The sequence below is a fragment of the Enterobacter sp. IF2SW-B1 genome, assembly GCF_001743375.1.
In the GTDB taxonomy this organism is placed as follows: domain Bacteria; phylum Pseudomonadota; class Gammaproteobacteria; order Enterobacterales; family Enterobacteriaceae; genus Enterobacter; species Enterobacter bugandensis.
In genome coordinates this window covers 838,670-855,655 of sequence record NZ_MJAA01000001.1, presented here as the reverse complement: position 1 = coordinate 855,655, position 16,986 = coordinate 838,670, and the positions used below count along the sequence as shown (strand labels likewise).

The window sequence follows — 16,986 nt, the reverse complement described above, 5'->3', positions numbered from 1 at the left end:
ATGCGAAATCCAGGCCGGGTAAGGCGTAGCCGCCACCCGGCTTTTTTCAGGAATACATCGCCGTAATCGACGCGCTCCCCAGGGAATGGAAATGCACGTTAAACCCGACCATCGCGCCGCTCGCGCCTTCATCGACCTCAATCTTCTCCACATCCAGCGCGTGCACCGTGAAGATATAGCGGTGGGTTTCCCCTTTTGGTGGCGCTGCGCCGCCGTAGCCCGCTTTACCAAAGTCAGTGCGCGTCTGAATGGCACCTTCAGGCAGGGCAACCAGGTCTGAACCGGAACCCTGCGGCAGCACGCGCGTGTCGGCGGGCAGGTTCGCCACAACCCAGTGCCACCAGCCCGAGCCGGTCGGCGCATCCGGGTCATAGCAGGTCACGACAAAGCTTTTGGTGCCTGCCGGAACCTCGTCCCACGCCAGGTGCGGGGAGATGTTATCGCCCTGATACCCCATGCCGTTGAAAACGTGCCGTTCCGGCAGCTTTTCACCGTCGCGCAGATCTTTACTGATGATTTTCATACGGTTTACCCTCGTTGATCGCTCGTTCAGCAAGTGTAATGCATTGGGTTAAATCGTGAAATGCGCGGGAATGTTAACGGCTGTTACAACCGCGTCGGTTAATTTTCGAAGCTGCGCTGGCGTGATGCTGTACGGCGGCATCAGATAGATAAGCTTGCCGAAAGGCCGGACCCACACGCCCTGGTCCACGAAGAAGCGCTGCAGCGCCGCCATGTTCACCGGATGGGTGGTTTCAATCACCCCGATGGCGCCCAGCACGCGCACGTCCGCCACGAAATTCGCGCCCGAGGCGGCGCTCAGTTCCGCTTTCAGCTGCGCTTCTATCGCCGCGACCTGCGTCTGCCACTCGCCGCTCTCCAGAATGGCGAGGCTTTCGCTTGCCACGGCGCAGGCCAGCGGGTTGCCCATAAACGTCGGGCCGTGCATAAAGCAGCCCGCCTCGCCGTCGCTGATGGTGTCGGCAACCTGACGAGTGGTGAGGGTGGCGGAGAGCGTCATGGTGCCGCCAGTCAGCGCTTTACCCAGACACAGAATATCCGGCGCAATGCCCGCGTGTTCGCAGGCAAACAGCTTGCCGGTGCGGCCAAAGCCGGTGGCAATTTCATCGGCAATCAGCAGAATGCCCTCGCGGTCGCACATCTTGCGAATGCGCCTCAGCCATTCCGGATGGTACATCCGCATTCCGCCCGCGCCCTGCACAATCGGTTCAAGAATGACGGCGGCGATTTCATGGCGATGCGCCGCCATCAGGCGCGCGAAGCCCACCATGTCCGTCTCGTTCCACTCGCCGTCGAATCGGCTTTGCGGCGCAGGGGCAAACAGGTTTTCCGGCAGATAGCCCTTCCACAGGCTGTGCATGGAGTTGTCCGGATCGCACACCGACATCGCCCCGAAGGTATCCCCGTGATAGCCGTTGCGGAAGGTGAGGAACCGCTGGCGCGTTTCGCCCTTCGCATGCCAGTACTGCAGCGCCATCTTCATCGCCACTTCCACCGCCACGGAGCCGGAATCGGCCAGGAAAACGCACTCCAGCGATTCAGGCGTCATCGCCACCAGACGGCGGCATAAATCCACCGCGGGCTGATGGGTGATCCCGCCAAACATCACATGCGACATCTGGTCAATCTGGGCCTTCATCGCCGCGTTCAGGCGCGGATGGTGGTATCCGTGAATGGCCGCCCACCAGGAGGACATTCCGTCAACCAGCCGCTCGCCGCTGGCGAGATGCAGCTCGCAGCCGTGGGCAGAGGCTACCGGATAGACGGGAAGGGGGCGGGTAGTGGAGGTGTAAGGGTGCCAGATATGCTGCTTGTCGAAGGCGAGATCGTCCTGGGTCATAATCGACTTGTAAACCATTTTGAAAAGTTTTAGGTTTACGAGTATAAACCGAACCGAAAATTAACAAAACCCTTTGGAGAAGCCCAATGGCTCACCACGCACGCTGGACGATGTCGCAAGTTACTGAATTATTCAATAAACCTTTCCTTGAGCTGATGTTTGAAGCGCAACAGGTGCATCGTCAGCACTTCGATCCTCGCCATGTTCAGGTCAGCACGCTGCTGTCGATCAAGACCGGCGCCTGCCCCGAAGACTGCAAATACTGCCCGCAGAGCGCGCGCTACAAAACCGGTCTCGAATCCGAGCGTCTGATGGAAGTGGAGCAGGTGCTCGACTCCGCGCGCAAGGCGAAAAACGCGGGCTCAACCCGCTTCTGCATGGGCGCCGCGTGGAAGAATCCACATGACCGCGACATGCCGTACCTGGAGCAGATGGTGAAGGGCGTGAAGGAAATGGGCCTCGAAGCCTGCATGACCCTCGGTACGCTCAACGAGGAGCAGGCGCAACGTCTCTCGGCCGCGGGCCTGGATTACTACAACCACAACCTTGATACCTCGCCGGAATTTTACGGCAACATCATCACCACGCGCACCTATCAGGAGCGCCTGGACACGCTGGATAAAGTGCGTGATGCAGGGATCAAGGTCTGCTCCGGCGGCATCGTGGGCTTAGGCGAAACGGTGAAAGACCGCGCGGGCCTGCTGCTGCAGTTGGCGAACCTGCCCACCCCGCCGGAAAGCGTGCCGATCAACATGCTGGTGAAGGTCAAGGGCACGCCGCTGGCGGATAACGAGGACGTGGATGCGTTTGATTTTATTCGCACCATAGCGGTGGCGCGCATCATGATGCCAACGTCTTACGTTCGCCTCTCTGCGGGCCGCGAGCAGATGAACGAGCAGACTCAGGCGATGTGCTTTATGGCCGGCGCCAACTCCATCTTCTACGGCTGCAAGCTGCTGACCACGCCGAACCCGGAAGAGGATAAAGACGTTCAGCTGTTCCGCAAGCTGGGGCTGAACCCGCATCAGACCGGGGTGCTGACGGGCGATAACGAGCAACAGCAGCAGCTGGAGCAGCAGATTCTCAACGCCGATACCGACCAGTTCTACAACGCGGCAGCCGTATGACCTGGCAGGTACGGATTAATGCCGCGCTGGAAGAACGCCGGGCGGCAGAGGCGTTTCGCGTTCGCAGAGTGGTGGAAAACGGCGCGGGCCGTTTTCTGACCCGCGAGGGACGGCAGTTTTGTAATTTTTCCAGCAATGACTATCTCGGGCTGAGCCAGCATCCGGCCATCGTCCGCGCCTGGCAGCAGGGCGCGGAGCGGTTTGGCGTGGGCAGCGGTGGCTCGGGGCACGTCAGCGGATACACCACGGCGCATCAGGCGCTGGAGGAAGAGCTGGCCGACTGGCTGGGCTATCCGCGCGCGCTGCTGTTTATCTCCGGCTTTGCCGCCAATCAGGCGGTCATCGCGGCCATGATGGGGAAAGAGGACCGCATTGTCGCCGACCGTTTAAGCCACGCCTCCCTGCTGGAGGCGGCAAACTTAAGTCCCGCCCAGCTGCGGCGTTTTGCCCATAACGATGCGTCACAGCTCGCCTCGCTGCTGGACAAACCCTGCGACGGGCAACAGCTGGCGGTCACGGAAGGGGTGTTCAGCATGGACGGCGACAGTGCGCCGCTTGCCGCGCTTCACGAGGCCGCAAAGCGGCAAAACGCCTGGCTGCTGGTCGATGATGCTCACGGTACTGGGGTGATGGGCGATGAAGGACGCGGCAGCGCCCATCAACAAAACGTGAAGCCGGAACTGCTGGTGGTCACCTTTGGCAAAGGCTTTGGCGTCAGCGGCGCCGCCGTGCTGTGCAGCGAATCTGTCGCTGACTATCTGCTGCAGTTTGCCCGTCACCTCATCTACAGCACCAGCATGCCCCCGGCGCAGGCCGTGGCGCTGTCGGCGTCGCTGGCGGTGATCCGCAGCGCAGAAGGGGATGAACGCCGTCAGCAGCTGGCAGAGCACATCTCCTGCTTCCGTCAGGGACTGGCGGCGCTTCCCTTCCAGAGTCCCGATTCGCAGAGCGCCATCCAGCCCGTGATTGTCGGCGACAACGGCCGCGCGCTGGCGCTGGCCCAGGCGCTGCGCGAGCGGGGGATGTGGGTAACGGCCATTCGTCCGCCAACCGTTCCGCCGGGCACCGCGCGTCTGCGCTTAACCCTGACGGCGGCGCATGAGGCGCAGGATATCCAGACGCTGCTGGAGGCGCTTCATGATGCCGGTGAATAAGCAGGCCGTTGCGGCGGCGTTTGGCCGGGCCGCGCGGAGCTATTCGCAGCACGATGAACTCCAGCGCCAGAGCGCGCAGGGGCTTCTGGCCGCGCTTGGCGAGAACCGCTTCCCGCAGGTGCTGGACGCCGGCTGTGGTCCCGGCAGCAACAGCCGCTACTGGCGCGAGGCGGGGAGCGAGGTGACGGCCATCGACCTGTCGCCCGCCATGCTGGACGAGGCGCGCCAGCAGCAGGCTGCGCACCACTATGTAGTGGCGGATATCGAGGCGATCCCGCTGGCGGATGCGCAGTTCGATCTGGTCTGGAGCCATCTGGCGGTGCAGTGGTGCAGCAGCCTGCCGCAGGCGTTACGCGAGCTTTATCGCGTCGCACGACCGGGCGGAAAGATGGCCTTTACCACCTTGCTGGAAAGTTCGCTGCCGGAGCTGAATCAGGCGTGGAAAGCGGTGGATGAGCAGCCGCACGCGAACCGCTTTTTATCGTATGAGCAGGTGACGCAGGCGCTGGCAGGCTGGCGCTGTCGCAGCACGGTGCAAACCATCACGCTTAATTTTAGCGACGCGTTCAGCGCCATGCGCTCTCTGAAGGGCATCGGCGCCACGCACCTGCACGCCGGGCGGGAGAAAAAACCGCTGACCCGGGGGCAGCTGCAACGCCTGGAGCTGGCCTGGCCGCAGCAGCGGGGCCTTTTCCCGCTCTCTTATCAACTTTTTCATGGGATTATCGAACGTGACTGAACGTTATTTTGTTACCGGCACGGATACGGAAGTGGGCAAAACGGTTGCCAGCGCTGCGCTGCTGCAGGCGGCACGACGGCTCGGAAAAAACACCGCCGGATATAAGCCCGTAGCTTCCGGCAGCGAGATGACGGCGGAAGGGTTACGCAACACCGACGCGCTGGCGCTCCAGCGTAACAGTAGCCTTGAGCTTGCCTATTCGGCGGTGAACCCCTATACCTTTGCCGAGCCGACGTCGCCGCACATTATCAGCGCTGACGAAGGCCGTCCAATTGATTTCGCCGTGCTGTCTGCCGGGTTACGGACGCTGGAAAGCCAGGCCGACTGGGTGCTGGTGGAAGGCGCGGGAGGCTGGTTTACGCCACTTTCGGACACGCAGACCTTTGCTGACTGGGTGCAGGCCGAGCGGCTTCCGGTCATTCTGGTCGTCGGCGTGAAGCTGGGCTGCATCAATCACGCCATGCTGACGGCGCAGGCCGTTCAGCAGGCAGGGCTGACGCTGGCAGGCTGGATAGCCAACGACGTGGTTGCGCCGGGCAGGCGGCATCAGGAGTATCTGGCGACCCTCAAGCGCGTGCTCCCGGCACCGTTCCTCGGGGAAATCCCCTGGATTGCTGGCGATGCTGAGCAGGCCGAAACCGGGCGCTATCTCGACCTCAGCGTCTTGCTTCCCGCGACATCCAGTGGGCAATGAGCTCATCGTTCAGCTCGCTAACGTGGCCCTGAGCCACGTTACGCCCGCGATAAAGCATGCAAAACCGATCCGCCACCCGGCGGATAAACGACAGCTGCTGCTCCGCCAGCAGCACCGTCATGCCTAACTCTCGGTTTAAGCGCCCCAGCAGCTGCGCCAGCTTCTGGGCAAATCCGTGTCCTGCCCCATGCGTAGGCTCGTCCAGAATTAGCATCCGCGGGCGGTTGACCAGTGCATTCGCCAGGGCAAGCTGATACTGATCCTCTGGCGAAAGGGCATTGCCCCGCGTCTGACGTCGCGCGTAGAGTTCCGGGAACAGATCGTATACGTCGCTTTTCGCCGCCAGGTCGGGTTTCCCCATCGCCCGCATGGCAATATGCAGATTCTCCTCAATCGTCAGTTGAGAGAAAATACGCCTGTCCTGCGGCACATAGCCTATTCCCGGCTCTGAACGTTGTTCCGGTGCCGGGCTGAGCAAATCACGCGGCGGTGCGCCCGCTTCATGCCAGATAATCGTGCCGCTTTCGACGGGGATGTTTCCGGTAATGCAGTTCATCAGGGTGGTTTTGCCCATCCCCGGCAGGCCTATGACGCCTGTACACATCCCTTGCGGAAAATCCAAATCCACGTTCCATAGCGTATGTTGGCTTCCGTAAAACTGATTCACTGCACGCAGACTCAACATCTTTCTCTCCTTAAAAATGCGTAGGGATAGGCCTGACGTGAAGCTGCAAAACGCTTGCCAGAAACCTGAAATCGATTAAAAAAACGACTTTTTTAGGAATAAGCCACAAGAGAGCAGGGTAAAAACGCGTGGCTTGCACATCGACGGTGCCGGGAATGGTGAGTTGTGGTGCAGGACGAAAAATGGCTGAAATGTGAGCAGGATCGCATCTGTTGGTTATGAATGACTCAACTGTTTATCGTCAAAAAAGAGCTATAAAAATTTTTTGTTGCCGCCTCGTGGGAAAATCCGGGAATTTGCTGAGCGGCGGTCTACACGGGCTGGAAGCAGTTATCCACTATTCCTGTGGATAACCATGTGCATTAGAGTTAGAAAACACGCGATAAGCGAGAGAAGACGCGGCTTTCGCCCAAATTGACGCGAAACGCGGCTTTAGAAAATATCGTTTAAAATTTAATTGCTTAGATAAAAGCAATTACCGTAATGAAAGTGTCACTCGTTGCCATAAAACTATCATTACCTGGCTTGACAAATGTTAAAAAAGAAAAAGTTCTGGGGATAACCCAACCTGGCTGGTTTTTTATCTCGTCAGAGCCTAAATTTTGTCCGCTAACGCGCTAATGACTCCGCCGCTACGCTAAATATCCTGACACGCTACTGGTTTTTCATCCAGTGTTTTTTACTGGCATTCCTGGCAACAACGAGTAAAATTACTCACCTGCCGCTTATAACGTCATCAGGTCGTCGCCCATGAGTAAACCGTTCAAACTGAATTCTGCTTTCCGCCCCTCTGGCGATCAGCCTGAGGCGATCCGTCGTCTTAAAGAGGGGCTGGAAGACGGGCTGGCGCACCAGACGCTGCTGGGGGTAACCGGCTCGGGCAAAACGTTTACTGTCGCCAACGTGATCGCTGACCTGCAGCGCCCCACGATGGTGCTTGCACCCAATAAAACCCTCGCGGCACAGCTTTACGGCGAGATGAAAGAGTTCTTCCCGGAAAACGCGGTGGAGTATTTTGTCTCCTACTACGATTACTACCAGCCGGAAGCCTATGTGCCGAGCTCTGATACCTTCATCGAGAAAGATGCTTCGGTGAACGAACACATCGAACAGATGCGACTGTCTGCGACCAAGGCGCTGCTTGAGCGACGCGATGTGGTTGTGGTCGCGTCTGTTTCGGCGATTTACGGCCTGGGCGATCCGGATCTCTATCTGAAGATGATGCTGCACCTGACGCAGGGGATGATCATCGATCAGCGCGCAATTTTGCGCCGTCTGGCCGAGCTGCAGTACACCCGTAATGACCAGGCCTTCCAGCGCGGGACGTTCCGCGTACGTGGTGAGGTGATCGACATCTTCCCGGCGGAATCGGACGATATGGCGCTGCGCGTCGAGCTGTTTGACGAAGAGGTCGAGCGTTTGTCTCTGTTCGACCCGCTGACCGGCCACGTTGAGTCGGTGATACAGCGTTTCACCATCTACCCTAAAACGCACTACGTGACGCCACGAGAGCGTATCGTGCAGGCGATGGAAGAGATCAAAGAGGAGCTTGCAGAGCGCCGTAAGGTGCTTCTGGCTAACAATAAGCTGCTGGAAGAGCAGCGCCTGAGCCAGCGCACCCAGTTCGATCTGGAGATGATGAACGAGCTGGGCTACTGCTCGGGTATCGAAAACTACTCGCGCTTCCTCTCCGGGCGCGGGCCGGGCGAGCCACCGCCGACGCTGTTTGACTACCTTCCGGCCGACGGTCTGCTGGTGATCGACGAATCCCACGTCACGATCCCCCAGATCGGCGGGATGTACCGCGGTGACCGCGCGCGTAAAGAGACGCTGGTGGAGTACGGCTTCCGCCTGCCGTCAGCGCTGGATAACCGTCCGATGAAGTTTGAAGAGTTTGAGGCGCTGGCGCCGCAGACCATCTACGTGTCGGCCACGCCGGGCAACTACGAGCTGGAAAAATCCGGCGATGAGGTGATCGATCAGGTGGTCCGTCCGACAGGGCTGCTGGACCCGATTATCGAAGTGCGCCCGGTGGCGACCCAGGTGGACGATCTGCTCTCTGAGATCCGCGCCCGTTCCGCCATCAACGAGCGCGTGCTGGTGACGACGCTCACCAAGCGCATGGCGGAAGACCTGACCGAGTATCTTGAAGAGCACGGTGAGAAGGTACGCTATCTGCACTCGGATATCGACACCGTGGAGCGCATGGAGATTATCCGCGATCTGCGTCTGGGCGAGTTTGACGTGCTGGTGGGGATCAACCTGTTGCGAGAAGGTCTGGATATGCCGGAAGTCTCGCTGGTGGCGATTCTGGACGCCGATAAAGAGGGCTTCCTGCGCTCTGAACGCTCCCTGATCCAGACCATTGGCCGCGCTGCGCGTAACGTCAACGGTAAAGCGATTCTTTACGGCGACAAAATCACCCCGTCGATGGCGAAAGCGATTGGCGAAACGGAACGCCGACGCGAGAAGCAGCAGCGCTACAACGAAGAGCACGGCATTACGCCGCAGGGGCTGAACAAGAAGGTGGTGGATATTCTGGCGCTGGGTCAGAACATTGCGAAGACCAAAGCGAAAGGCCGCGGCAAGGCGCGTTCAGTGGTGGAAGAAGATACCGTCGTACTGACGCCGAAGGCGCTGCAGCAGAAAATCCACGAGCTGGAAGGGCAGATGATGCAGCACGCCCAGAACCTGGAGTTCGAAGAGGCGGCGCAGATCCGCGACCAGCTGCATCAGCTGCGGGATCTGTTTATCGCGGCATCATAGGTAAAGCGGCGTGTATTCCCCCTCTCCCCGTGGGAGAGGGCTGGGGTGAGGGCATCAGGCCGCACAAAGCGAACCTAACCCAACGCCTGAATCGCTTTCTCCAGCGCCTCGCGCAGCAGGTGGCGGTCGTGACGATATTTAATATCGCTGGCTTCCAGCGGCTCCTGCACCACCACGCGATCGCCAATCCCTGTCACATCCACTTTTGGCCCAACCACGACACCGTCGATAATTTTCTTACCGACGTACTGCTCCATCAGGTCCAGCTTGTCCGCCAGCGACAGGCTCGCCGCTGCCGGGCTCAGCTCACGGCCCAGGTTACCGATATAGACCATCGGGGCAGGGGTGCGACGCAGCGCCTGCGCCAGCTCTTTTACCAGCAGAATGGGCATCAGGCTGGTATAAAAACTGCCTGGACCGATCAGGATAAGATCCGCTTCACCAATGGCCTCCACCGCTTCTCGCGTGGCGGGCACGCTCGGATAGGTCATCAACTCCGTTGGCGGCAGGAGGAGCTGGTCAATATTCACCTCGCCGTAAACTTCATGCCCTTCGGCATCGATTGCCATCAAGTCAACCGGTTGTTCAGACATGGGGATCAGGAATGCGTCCACCTTGAGCAGATTACGGATTAAGTTGATGGCTTCCAGAGGCCGTACGCTCAGGTGATCCAGCGCCTTTAACATTAGATTTCCGAGGTTATGCCCGGAAAGTTCGCCATTGCCGCCAAAACGGTACTCAAACATCGCCGACGCGACGCTCGGCTCGGTAATTAACTGGTTCAGGCAGTTGCGCATATCTCCCCAGGCAATGCCGCCTTCAGCCCGCCTGATCCGCCCGGTTGAGCCGCCGTTGTCGGTGGTTGTCACTATCCCTGTCAGCCGTGAGCCCAGTGACGACAAAGAGGACATGACGCGGCCCAGGCCGTGGCCTCCGCCAAGAGCGACCACTCGGTCAAGATCCGCAAAAGTGCGATTGCGCATACGTATTCCTTATCACGTTCGATCGCGTAACAGTAACCTAACTACCCCCAAAAGACGATGCCTCACCCAATGCAAAATGACGTATATCAATGCGAAAATGCGGTTTTTAGGTATTCTGTAGCGAAAATGCAGGACTGAATCGCTATATACATAATTATATAGCGAAAAGCGACAATGGCGGAGTGTCGATTTCCACGCTACTATCGCCATAACCACGTTTTCAAAACTGAAAACATACACTCTAGCCCTGGCGCCTGTGTCGAATGATATGGCGCCCTGGCCGTGGCGGATTTGCCACCAGGGTACAGAAAGAAATGACTGTGCCTCCCGATTTGGAAAGGTGTACATGGCTTCACAACTTACTGATGCTTTCGCGCGTAAGTTTTACTACTTGCGTCTGTCGATTACCGATGTGTGCAACTTCCGTTGCACCTACTGCCTGCCCGATGGCTACAAGCCGGGCAGCGTCACCAATAATGGCTTTCTCTCCGTGGATGAAGTGCGCCGCGTCACGCGTGCGTTCTCTGAGCTCGGTACCGAAAAAGTCCGTCTGACCGGTGGCGAACCCTCCCTGCGCCGCGATTTCCCCGACATCATTGCCGCCGTTCGCGAAAACGAACGCATCCGCCAGATCGCGGTGACCACCAACGGTTACCGCATGGCGCGTGACGTGGCCAACTGGCGCGACGCTGGCCTAACCGCGATCAACGTCAGCGTGGACAGCCTTGATGCCCGGCAGTTTCACGCCATTACCGGTCAGGACAAGTTCCGCCAGGTGATGGACGGCATCGATGCGGCGTTTACCGCCGGGTTCGAAAAGGTCAAAGTCAACACGGTGCTGATGCGCGACGTAAACCACCATCAGCTAGACACCTTCCTGGCGTGGATTAAATCCCGTCCCATTCAACTGCGTTTTATCGAGCTGATGGAAACGGGCGAGGGCAGCGAACTGTTCCGCCGTCACCATATTTCCGGCATGGTGTTGCGCGACGAGCTGCTGAAACGCGGTTGGATCCACCAGATCCGCCAGCGCAGCGACGGCCCGGCACAGGTCTTTTGTCACCCGGATTACGAAGGCGAGATTGGGCTTATCATGCCCTATGAGAAAGACTTCTGCGCCAGCTGCAACCGCCTGCGCGTCTCTTCCGTCGGCAAACTCCATCTCTGCCTGTTTGGCGACGGTGGCGTGGATCTTCGCGATCTGCTGGAAGATGATGCCCAACAGGGCGCACTTCAAGCACGCATTTCCGAGGCGCTGACGCACAAAAAGCAGACCCACTTCCTGCATCAGGGCAATACCGGCATTACTCAGAACCTGTCCTACATCGGCGGGTAATCAGTCTTTAGAAGGAACCAGAAGATGAGTCAGGTCAGCGCAGAATTTATCCCGACACGCATTGCTATTCTTACCGTTTCCGACCGCCGTGGAGAAGAGGATGATACCTCCGGCCACTGGCTGCGTGAGGCGGCCCATGACGCGGGGCATACCATCGTCGATAAAGCGATTGTGAAAGAGAACCGCTACGCCATTCGTGCGCAGGTCTCTCAGTGGATCGCCAGTGCTGAGGTGCAGGTGGTGCTGATCACCGGCGGCACCGGCTTTACCGCGGGCGATCAGGCCCCCGAGGCGCTGATCCCGCTGTTTGACCGCGAGGTGGAAGGCTTCGGCGAAGTGTTCCGCATGCTCTCCTTTGAAGAGATTGGCACCTCCACGCTGCAGTCGCGCGCGGTGGCCGGCGTGGCAAACAACACGCTGATTTTCGCCATGCCGGGCTCGACCAAAGCCTGCCGCACCGCGTGGGAAAATATTATTGCCCCGCAGCTGGATGCCCGTACCCGTCCGTGTAATTTTCATCCCCATTTGAAGAAGTAAACTATGTCACAACTGACCCACATTAACGCCGCTGGCGAAGCGCATATGGTGGATGTCTCCGCCAAGGCCGAAACGGTGCGCGAGGCGCGTGCTGAGGCATTCGTCACCATGCTGCCGGAGACGCTGGCGATGATTATCGACGGCAGTCACCATAAGGGCGACGTCTTTGCCACCGCCCGCATCGCCGGTATTCAGGCTGCAAAACGGACCTGGGACCTCATCCCGCTCTGCCATCCGCTGATGCTAAGCAAGGTGGAAGTGAACCTGCAGGCGCAGCCGGAGCACAACCGCGTGCGTATTGAGTCCCTCTGCCGCTTAACCGGCAAAACCGGCGTGGAGATGGAAGCCCTGACGGCGGCCTCCGTCGCCGCGCTGACCATCTACGACATGTGCAAAGCGGTGCAGAAAGATATGGTGATTGGCCCGGTTCGTCTGCTGGCGAAAAGCGGCGGCAAATCCGGTGATTTTAAGGTGGACAGCCATGATTAAGGTGCTCTTTTTCGCCCAGGTGCGTGAGCTGGTCAATACCGACAGCCTGACGCTGGACGCCTCTTTTGAAAACGTCGCCGCCCTGCGCGCGCACCTGGCGGCACAAAGCGACCGCTGGGCGCTGGCGCTCGACGAAGGCAAGCTGCTGGCGGCCGTTAACCAGACGCTGGTGGAGTTCACCCACCCGCTGACTGAAGGGGATGAAGTGGCCTTCTTCCCGCCGGTCACAGGGGGCTAAGATGGCTGAAACCCGAATTCTGGTCGGTCCCGAGCGCTTTAACGTCGGTACAGAATATGACTGGCTGGCGGAGCGCGATGAAGACGGCGCGGTCGTTACGTTCACCGGTAAAGTGCGTAACCACAATCTCGGCGACAGCGTAAAAGCGCTGACGCTGGAGCACTATCCGGGCATGACGGAGAAATCGCTGGCGGCAATTGTGGATGAAGCGCGAGGCCGCTGGCCGCTCGGGCGGGTCACGGTGATCCACCGCATCGGCGAGATGTGGCCCGGCGAAGAGATTGTCTTTGTCGGCGTGACCAGCGCGCACCGCGGTAGCGCCTTTGCTGCAGGGGAGTTCATTATGGATTACCTCAAAACCAAAGCGCCGTTCTGGAAGCGCGAAGCCACGCCGGAAGGTGATCGCTGGGTGGAATCTCGCGACAGCGATAAACAGGCCGCCAGCCGTTGGTAGTCGGTTTACGTGGATGTGTTACTCTTAACGTGTGTGTCTTCTTAACCTTAATCAGGAGTGAATCATGGACCGATTTCCGCGTTCCGATTCAATAGTACAGCAGACCCGTAGCGGGCTGCAGACGTATATGGCGCAGGTGTACGGCTGGATGACGGTCGGCCTGCTGCTTACCGCGTTTATCGCGTGGTATGCGGCCAACACGCCTGAGCTGATGATGTTTATCTTCTCCAGCAAAATCACCTTCTTTGGGCTGATTATCGCACAGCTGGCGCTGGTGTTTGTGCTTTCCGGCCTGGTGCAGAAACTCAGTGCCGGAATGGCGACCACGCTGTTTATGCTCTATTCGGCGCTGACCGGTTTGACGCTCTCCAGCATTTTCATCGTCTACACCTACTCCTCCATCGCCAGCACCTTCGTGGTGACCGGCGGGATGTTTGGCGTGATGAGCCTGTACGGTTACACCACCAAACGTGACCTGAGCGGCTTAGGTAATATGCTGTTTATGGGGCTGATCGGGATTGTGCTGGCATCGCTGGTGAACCTGTGGCTCAAGAGCGACGCGCTGATGTGGGCCGTGACCTATATCGGTGTAGTAGTCTTTGTCGGACTGACGGCCTATGACACTCAGAAGCTGAAAAACATCGGCGAGCAGATCGACGTGCGCGACAGTTCCAACCTGCGCAAATACTCGATTCTGGGCGCCCTGACGCTCTATCTGGACTTCATCAACCTGTTCCTGATGCTGCTGCGGATTTTCGGCAACCGTCGCTAAGGTTGCTTTGCCGGGTGGCGGTGCGGTCTGGTGCCCTCACCCTGACCCTCTCCCCCGGGAGAGGGAACAAACACTTAAAACGGCAACAAAGTTGCCGTTTTGCTTTTATTTCGCCATTGCCTTCTCATTTTTCGCCCGTAACTTTTTCGCCCGGCTCTCCAGCACCAGATAACAGACCGTTGCCAGCGCCAGCGGCAGGAAGTAATAGAGCATGCGGTAGGCGAGCAGGGCGGCAATAATCGTCCCCTGTGAAACATGTTCTCCGGCCAGCAGCGCGATAAACACCGCCTCCAGCACCCCAATCCCTGCCGGAATATGCACGATAACCCCGGCGATACTGCTAACCAGCAGCACGCCCAGCACGAAGAAGTAGTTCACGTCCTCGCCAATCAACAGCCAGATGATCGCCCCCATCGCCATCCAGTTGGCGCTGGATACCGCCATCTGCAGCACCGCGAACTTCCACGACGGCAGTACCAGTTTCTGCCCTTTAATGGTCATATGGCGGCGTTTGGCAAAGGCGCAGGCCCACAGATACACGGCGATGATCAGCAGTAGCACGATGCCGAGAATGCGCAGCGTGGCCTCGTCGATATACCAGTGCGCGGGCAGCTGCACCACGCCGATGGTGAAAATCACCCCGCCCAGCAGAATGTACCCCAGCCAGTTAGTGGTGATACTCAGTGAGAAAATGCGGGTGATGGTGCCACCCGGTAATCCGAGACGCGAGTACAGGCGATAGCGCATGCCGATGCCGCCCACCCAGGTGCTCAGCGTCAGGTTGAAGGCGTAGCAGATAAACGACACCAGCATCACCTGACGTTTAGCCAGCTTGTGGCCGCAGTAGGCGCGACCGAGCAGGTCGTAGCAGCCGTACATCAGGTAGCTGACGATAACCAGCCCTACGGCACCCAGCAGCACCAGCCGGTTATAGTTGCGGATAACCTTCCACACCTCTTCCCAGTCCACTTTCTGCGCGTAGACCACCAGCAGTACCGCGACCGCGATAAAAAATACCCAGGTGAGGATTTTTTTCGCCAGCCGCCAGCGAGGATGAGATTTTGACATCAGGGTTTGCCTCCATCTTCCGCTTCAACGCGGTCCTGGGTTTCCATTTCAGGTTGTACCGGCGGATCAACCTGCGCCAGCTTTGGCGTATGCGCTGGCAGCCAGCCGACCATCGCCGGGAAGTGGCGCAGGAAGTGGAACACCACCACGCCGATGCCAACGTTCCACCAGCTCCGTTTCGGCACCATGGACTCATCCACCCGCACACAGTCCTTATGGATAAGTCCCTGAAGGTTATCCCGCAGGGTCTGGTTAAACTGACGGTCGTGGATGATCAGGTTCGCTTCCAGGTTCAGCGACAGGCTCAGCGGATCGAGGTTACTGGAGCCGACGGTTGCCCAGTGGTCATCCATGACGGCCACTTTGCCGTGCAGCGGGCGGCGGCGGTATTCATATATCTGCACGCCGCTTTTCACCAGGTAGCGGTAGAGCAGGCGCGCGCCCACCTTCACAATCGGCATATCCGGCTCGCCCTGCACAATCAGTTTAACGCTCACGCCGCGTCGGGCCGCGTTGCGCATGGCGTGCAGAATACGGTAGCCGGGGAAGAAATAGGCGTTGGCGATAATCACTTCGCGCTTCGCATTGGCCAGCATCTTCAGGTAATGACGTTCAATATCGTCCCGATGCTCCTCGTTGTCCCGCCAGACAAACAGCGCCTGCGCTTCGCCGGGCTTGCGGTTCTCTTCCGGGCGATGACGGCGTCGCCACCAGCGGCGAGCGGCCTCTTTACCGGGCAAGTTTTCCAGCACGAACAGCTGGATGTCCTGAACCACCGGACCCTCAATGCGGATCGCGTAGTCCTGCTTGGCCTCTGGGCCGTAATCCGACATATGCTCGGCGGAGTAGTTAATGCCGCCCACGAACGCCACCGTTTCGTCCACTACGACGATTTTGCGGTGCATGCGGCGGAACAGGTTGGTGCGCATGCCGAACAGACGCGGACCGGGATCGTAATAGCGGAACACCACGCCGGCGGCGGTGAGCTCGTTAACAAATTCATCGCTAAGATCCGGCGAGCCATATCCATCGAGCAGCGCCTCGATTTTTATCCCGCGCCGGGCGGCATGCAGCAGTACGCTGTGCAGCTGCCTGCCAACGTCGTCTTCAAACCAGATAAACGTTTCAAGGTAGACTTTCTGCTGTGCGTGGCTAATCGCCTCAAAGACCGCCGGATAAAAGTTATCGCCGTTTTCCAGCAGCGTAATACGGTTACCTTCCTGCCATGTGCATTTCATAAGTGGATCTCCGCGCTCAGCGGGGCATGGTCGGAAAGATGTCGCCAGTTCAGTAACGCCAGCGCCGTCGGGCTGCTGGCATGCGCATTTTTCACGTAGATGCGGTCCAGGCGCAGCAGGGGGAAGCGCACCGGAAACGTCCGTGCGGGACGACCATGTGCCCGGGTGAAAATTTCCTCCAGTCCCGCTTTGACCTTCAGCGGATGGTTGGCGCGCTGCCGCCAGTCGTTAAAATCCCCGGCGACCACCACGGGTTCGCCTTCCGGCAGCGCATTGGCCCAGTCCGCCAGCATCTGCAGCTGCGCCTGGCGGTGGGCTTCACGCAGTCCGAGGTGAACGCAGCCCACGTGAACCGGAACGTCAAGTTCCGGCGGCGTGATGCGGCAGTAAAGCAGCCCGCGCTTTTCGCTCTCCCCGACGGAAACGTCCCGGTTCTCATAATGTTCTATAGGAAAACGCGACAGCACCGCATTACCGTGATGGCCTTCCGGATAGACCGCGTTGCGGCCGTAGGCGTAATCGCTCCACATGGTGTCGGCCAGGAATTCATAGTGCGGCGTATCGGGCCAGTTTTCGAAATGCATGGGGTGTACCTCGTGCGCGCCCATCACCTCCTGCAGGCAGACAATGTCCGCGCTGACGGTGCGTACCGCGTCGCGCAGCTCCGGTAAAATGAAGCGGCGGTTAAATGCTGTGAAGCCCTTATGAATGTTTATCGTCAGCACCTTAAGCGAGAAATGCTGCGTTTTTTTGCTCATAAACACCTTCCTGGGTGACTATCCCGATGAAAATAAAGTGTAGTCGGCGTCACAAAAAGATGCGGCGTTACGGAATTTTCCGTAAAG

At 58.8% G+C, this 16,986-nt stretch carries 18 protein-coding genes and 1 riboswitch; of the genes, 11 read left to right on the top strand and 7 right to left on the bottom strand.

Features of this window, described 5'->3' with window-relative positions:
* Positions 1 to 46: 46 nt before the first annotated feature.
* Together A6013_RS04180 and bioA are read right to left on the bottom strand one after the other, a co-directional pair.
* A complete protein-coding gene (locus tag A6013_RS04180) occupies positions 47 to 523 on the bottom strand; it encodes a kinase inhibitor (protein WP_069732606.1) in 477 nt (158 codons plus the stop codon).
* 48 nt (positions 524 to 571) lie between these two features.
* The gene (gene bioA, locus A6013_RS04175; protein ID WP_069732605.1) at positions 572 to 1,879 is read right to left on the bottom strand and encodes an adenosylmethionine--8-amino-7-oxononanoate transaminase; all 1,308 of its coding nucleotides are present in this window, start codon (positions 1,877 to 1,879) and stop codon (positions 572 to 574) included.
* Between the two features lie 68 nt (positions 1,880 to 1,947).
* On the opposite strand from bioA, the gene bioB reads away from it, so the two are divergent.
* From bioB to bioD, 4 genes are read left to right on the top strand one after another with little or no spacing between them, the layout of a single operon-like run.
* Positions 1,948 to 2,988 carry a biotin synthase BioB gene (bioB, locus tag A6013_RS04170; RefSeq protein WP_028012414.1) on the top strand — a complete coding sequence of 347 codons (1,041 nt, stop codon included), beginning with the start codon at positions 1,948 to 1,950 and terminating at the stop codon, positions 2,986 to 2,988.
* The gene (bioF, locus tag A6013_RS04165; protein ID WP_069732604.1) at positions 2,985 to 4,142 is read left to right on the top strand and encodes an 8-amino-7-oxononanoate synthase; all 1,158 of its coding nucleotides are present in this window, start codon (positions 2,985 to 2,987) and stop codon (positions 4,140 to 4,142) included. The genes bioB and bioF overlap by 4 nt, the downstream gene beginning before the upstream one ends.
* Positions 4,126 to 4,881, top strand: a complete 756-nt coding sequence (gene bioC / locus A6013_RS04160; protein WP_069732603.1) for a malonyl-ACP O-methyltransferase BioC — start codon at positions 4,126 to 4,128, stop codon at positions 4,879 to 4,881. Before bioF ends, bioC begins: the two co-directional genes overlap by 17 nt.
* The gene (gene bioD / locus A6013_RS04155) at positions 4,874 to 5,575 is read left to right on the top strand and encodes a dethiobiotin synthase (RefSeq protein ID WP_069732602.1); all 702 of its coding nucleotides are present in this window, start codon (positions 4,874 to 4,876) and stop codon (positions 5,573 to 5,575) included. The genes bioC and bioD overlap by 8 nt, the downstream gene beginning before the upstream one ends.
* Here the strand turns inward: bioD and A6013_RS04150 are convergent.
* Positions 5,538 to 6,260, bottom strand: a complete 723-nt coding sequence (locus A6013_RS04150; protein ID WP_069732601.1) for an ABC transporter ATP-binding protein — start codon at positions 6,258 to 6,260, stop codon at positions 5,538 to 5,540. The two genes, bioD and A6013_RS04150, sit on opposite strands and share 38 nt — an antisense overlap.
* 750 nt (positions 6,261 to 7,010) lie before the next feature.
* On the opposite strand from A6013_RS04150, the gene uvrB reads away from it, so the two are divergent.
* Positions 7,011 to 9,026 carry an excinuclease ABC subunit UvrB gene (gene uvrB, locus A6013_RS04145; protein ID WP_028012419.1) on the top strand — a complete coding sequence of 672 codons (2,016 nt, stop codon included), beginning with the start codon at positions 7,011 to 7,013 and terminating at the stop codon, positions 9,024 to 9,026.
* A gap of 74 nt (positions 9,027 to 9,100) precedes the next feature.
* Here the strand turns inward: uvrB and yvcK are convergent, their stop codons facing one another.
* Entirely contained in the window at positions 9,101 to 10,009 is a 909-nt protein-coding gene (gene yvcK / locus A6013_RS04140) for a uridine diphosphate-N-acetylglucosamine-binding protein YvcK (protein ID WP_028012420.1), read from the bottom strand.
* A 225-nt stretch (positions 10,010 to 10,234) separates the two neighbouring features.
* A riboswitch (molybdenum cofactor riboswitch) is annotated at positions 10,235 to 10,368 on the top strand.
* Here yvcK and moaA point away from each other — a divergent pair.
* The 6 genes from moaA to A6013_RS04110 all read left to right on the top strand — a co-directional run bounded on the left by moaA (position 10,356) and on the right by A6013_RS04110 (position 13,835).
* A complete protein-coding gene (gene moaA / locus A6013_RS04135) occupies positions 10,356 to 11,345 on the top strand; it encodes a GTP 3',8-cyclase MoaA (protein WP_059357980.1) in 990 nt (329 codons plus the stop codon). It overlaps the preceding riboswitch by 13 nt.
* A 24-nt stretch (positions 11,346 to 11,369) precedes the next feature.
* Positions 11,370 to 11,882, top strand: coding sequence for a molybdenum cofactor biosynthesis protein B (moaB, locus tag A6013_RS04130; RefSeq protein ID WP_028012422.1), 513 nt, complete (start codon positions 11,370 to 11,372; stop codon positions 11,880 to 11,882).
* 3 nt (positions 11,883 to 11,885) lie between these two features.
* Positions 11,886 to 12,371, top strand: a complete 486-nt coding sequence (gene moaC / locus A6013_RS04125; protein WP_008501142.1) for a cyclic pyranopterin monophosphate synthase MoaC — start codon at positions 11,886 to 11,888, stop codon at positions 12,369 to 12,371.
* Positions 12,364 to 12,609 (top strand): molybdopterin synthase sulfur carrier subunit, encoded by a 246-nt coding sequence (gene moaD, locus A6013_RS04120; RefSeq protein WP_045259953.1) that lies wholly within the window; start codon positions 12,364 to 12,366, stop codon positions 12,607 to 12,609. Before moaC ends, moaD begins: the two co-directional genes overlap by 8 nt.
* Position 12,610: 1 nt before the next feature.
* Entirely contained in the window at positions 12,611 to 13,063 is a 453-nt protein-coding gene (gene moaE / locus A6013_RS04115; RefSeq protein ID WP_028012424.1) for a molybdopterin synthase catalytic subunit MoaE, read from the top strand.
* 64 nt (positions 13,064 to 13,127) lie between these two features.
* Complete coding sequence (locus A6013_RS04110; protein WP_010428846.1) at positions 13,128 to 13,835, top strand: Bax inhibitor-1/YccA family protein; 708 nt, start codon at positions 13,128 to 13,130, stop codon at positions 13,833 to 13,835.
* Between the two features lie 105 nt (positions 13,836 to 13,940).
* On the opposite strand, the gene A6013_RS04105 is transcribed toward A6013_RS04110, so the two are convergent.
* The 3 genes from A6013_RS04105 to A6013_RS04095 are packed head-to-tail and all read right to left on the bottom strand — an operon-like array spanning position 13,941 to position 16,899.
* Positions 13,941 to 14,903: a YbhN family protein gene (locus tag A6013_RS04105; RefSeq protein ID WP_028012425.1), complete on the bottom strand. Its 963-nt coding sequence runs from the start codon at positions 14,901 to 14,903 to the stop codon at positions 13,941 to 13,943.
* The gene (clsB, locus tag A6013_RS04100; protein WP_045259955.1) at positions 14,903 to 16,141 is read right to left on the bottom strand and encodes a cardiolipin synthase ClsB; all 1,239 of its coding nucleotides are present in this window, start codon (positions 16,139 to 16,141) and stop codon (positions 14,903 to 14,905) included. The genes A6013_RS04105 and clsB overlap by 1 nt, the downstream gene beginning before the upstream one ends.
* Positions 16,138 to 16,899 carry an endonuclease/exonuclease/phosphatase family protein gene (locus tag A6013_RS04095; protein WP_028012427.1) on the bottom strand — a complete coding sequence of 254 codons (762 nt, stop codon included), beginning with the start codon at positions 16,897 to 16,899 and terminating at the stop codon, positions 16,138 to 16,140. The genes clsB and A6013_RS04095 overlap by 4 nt, the downstream gene beginning before the upstream one ends.
* Positions 16,900 to 16,986: the final 87 nt, after the last annotated feature.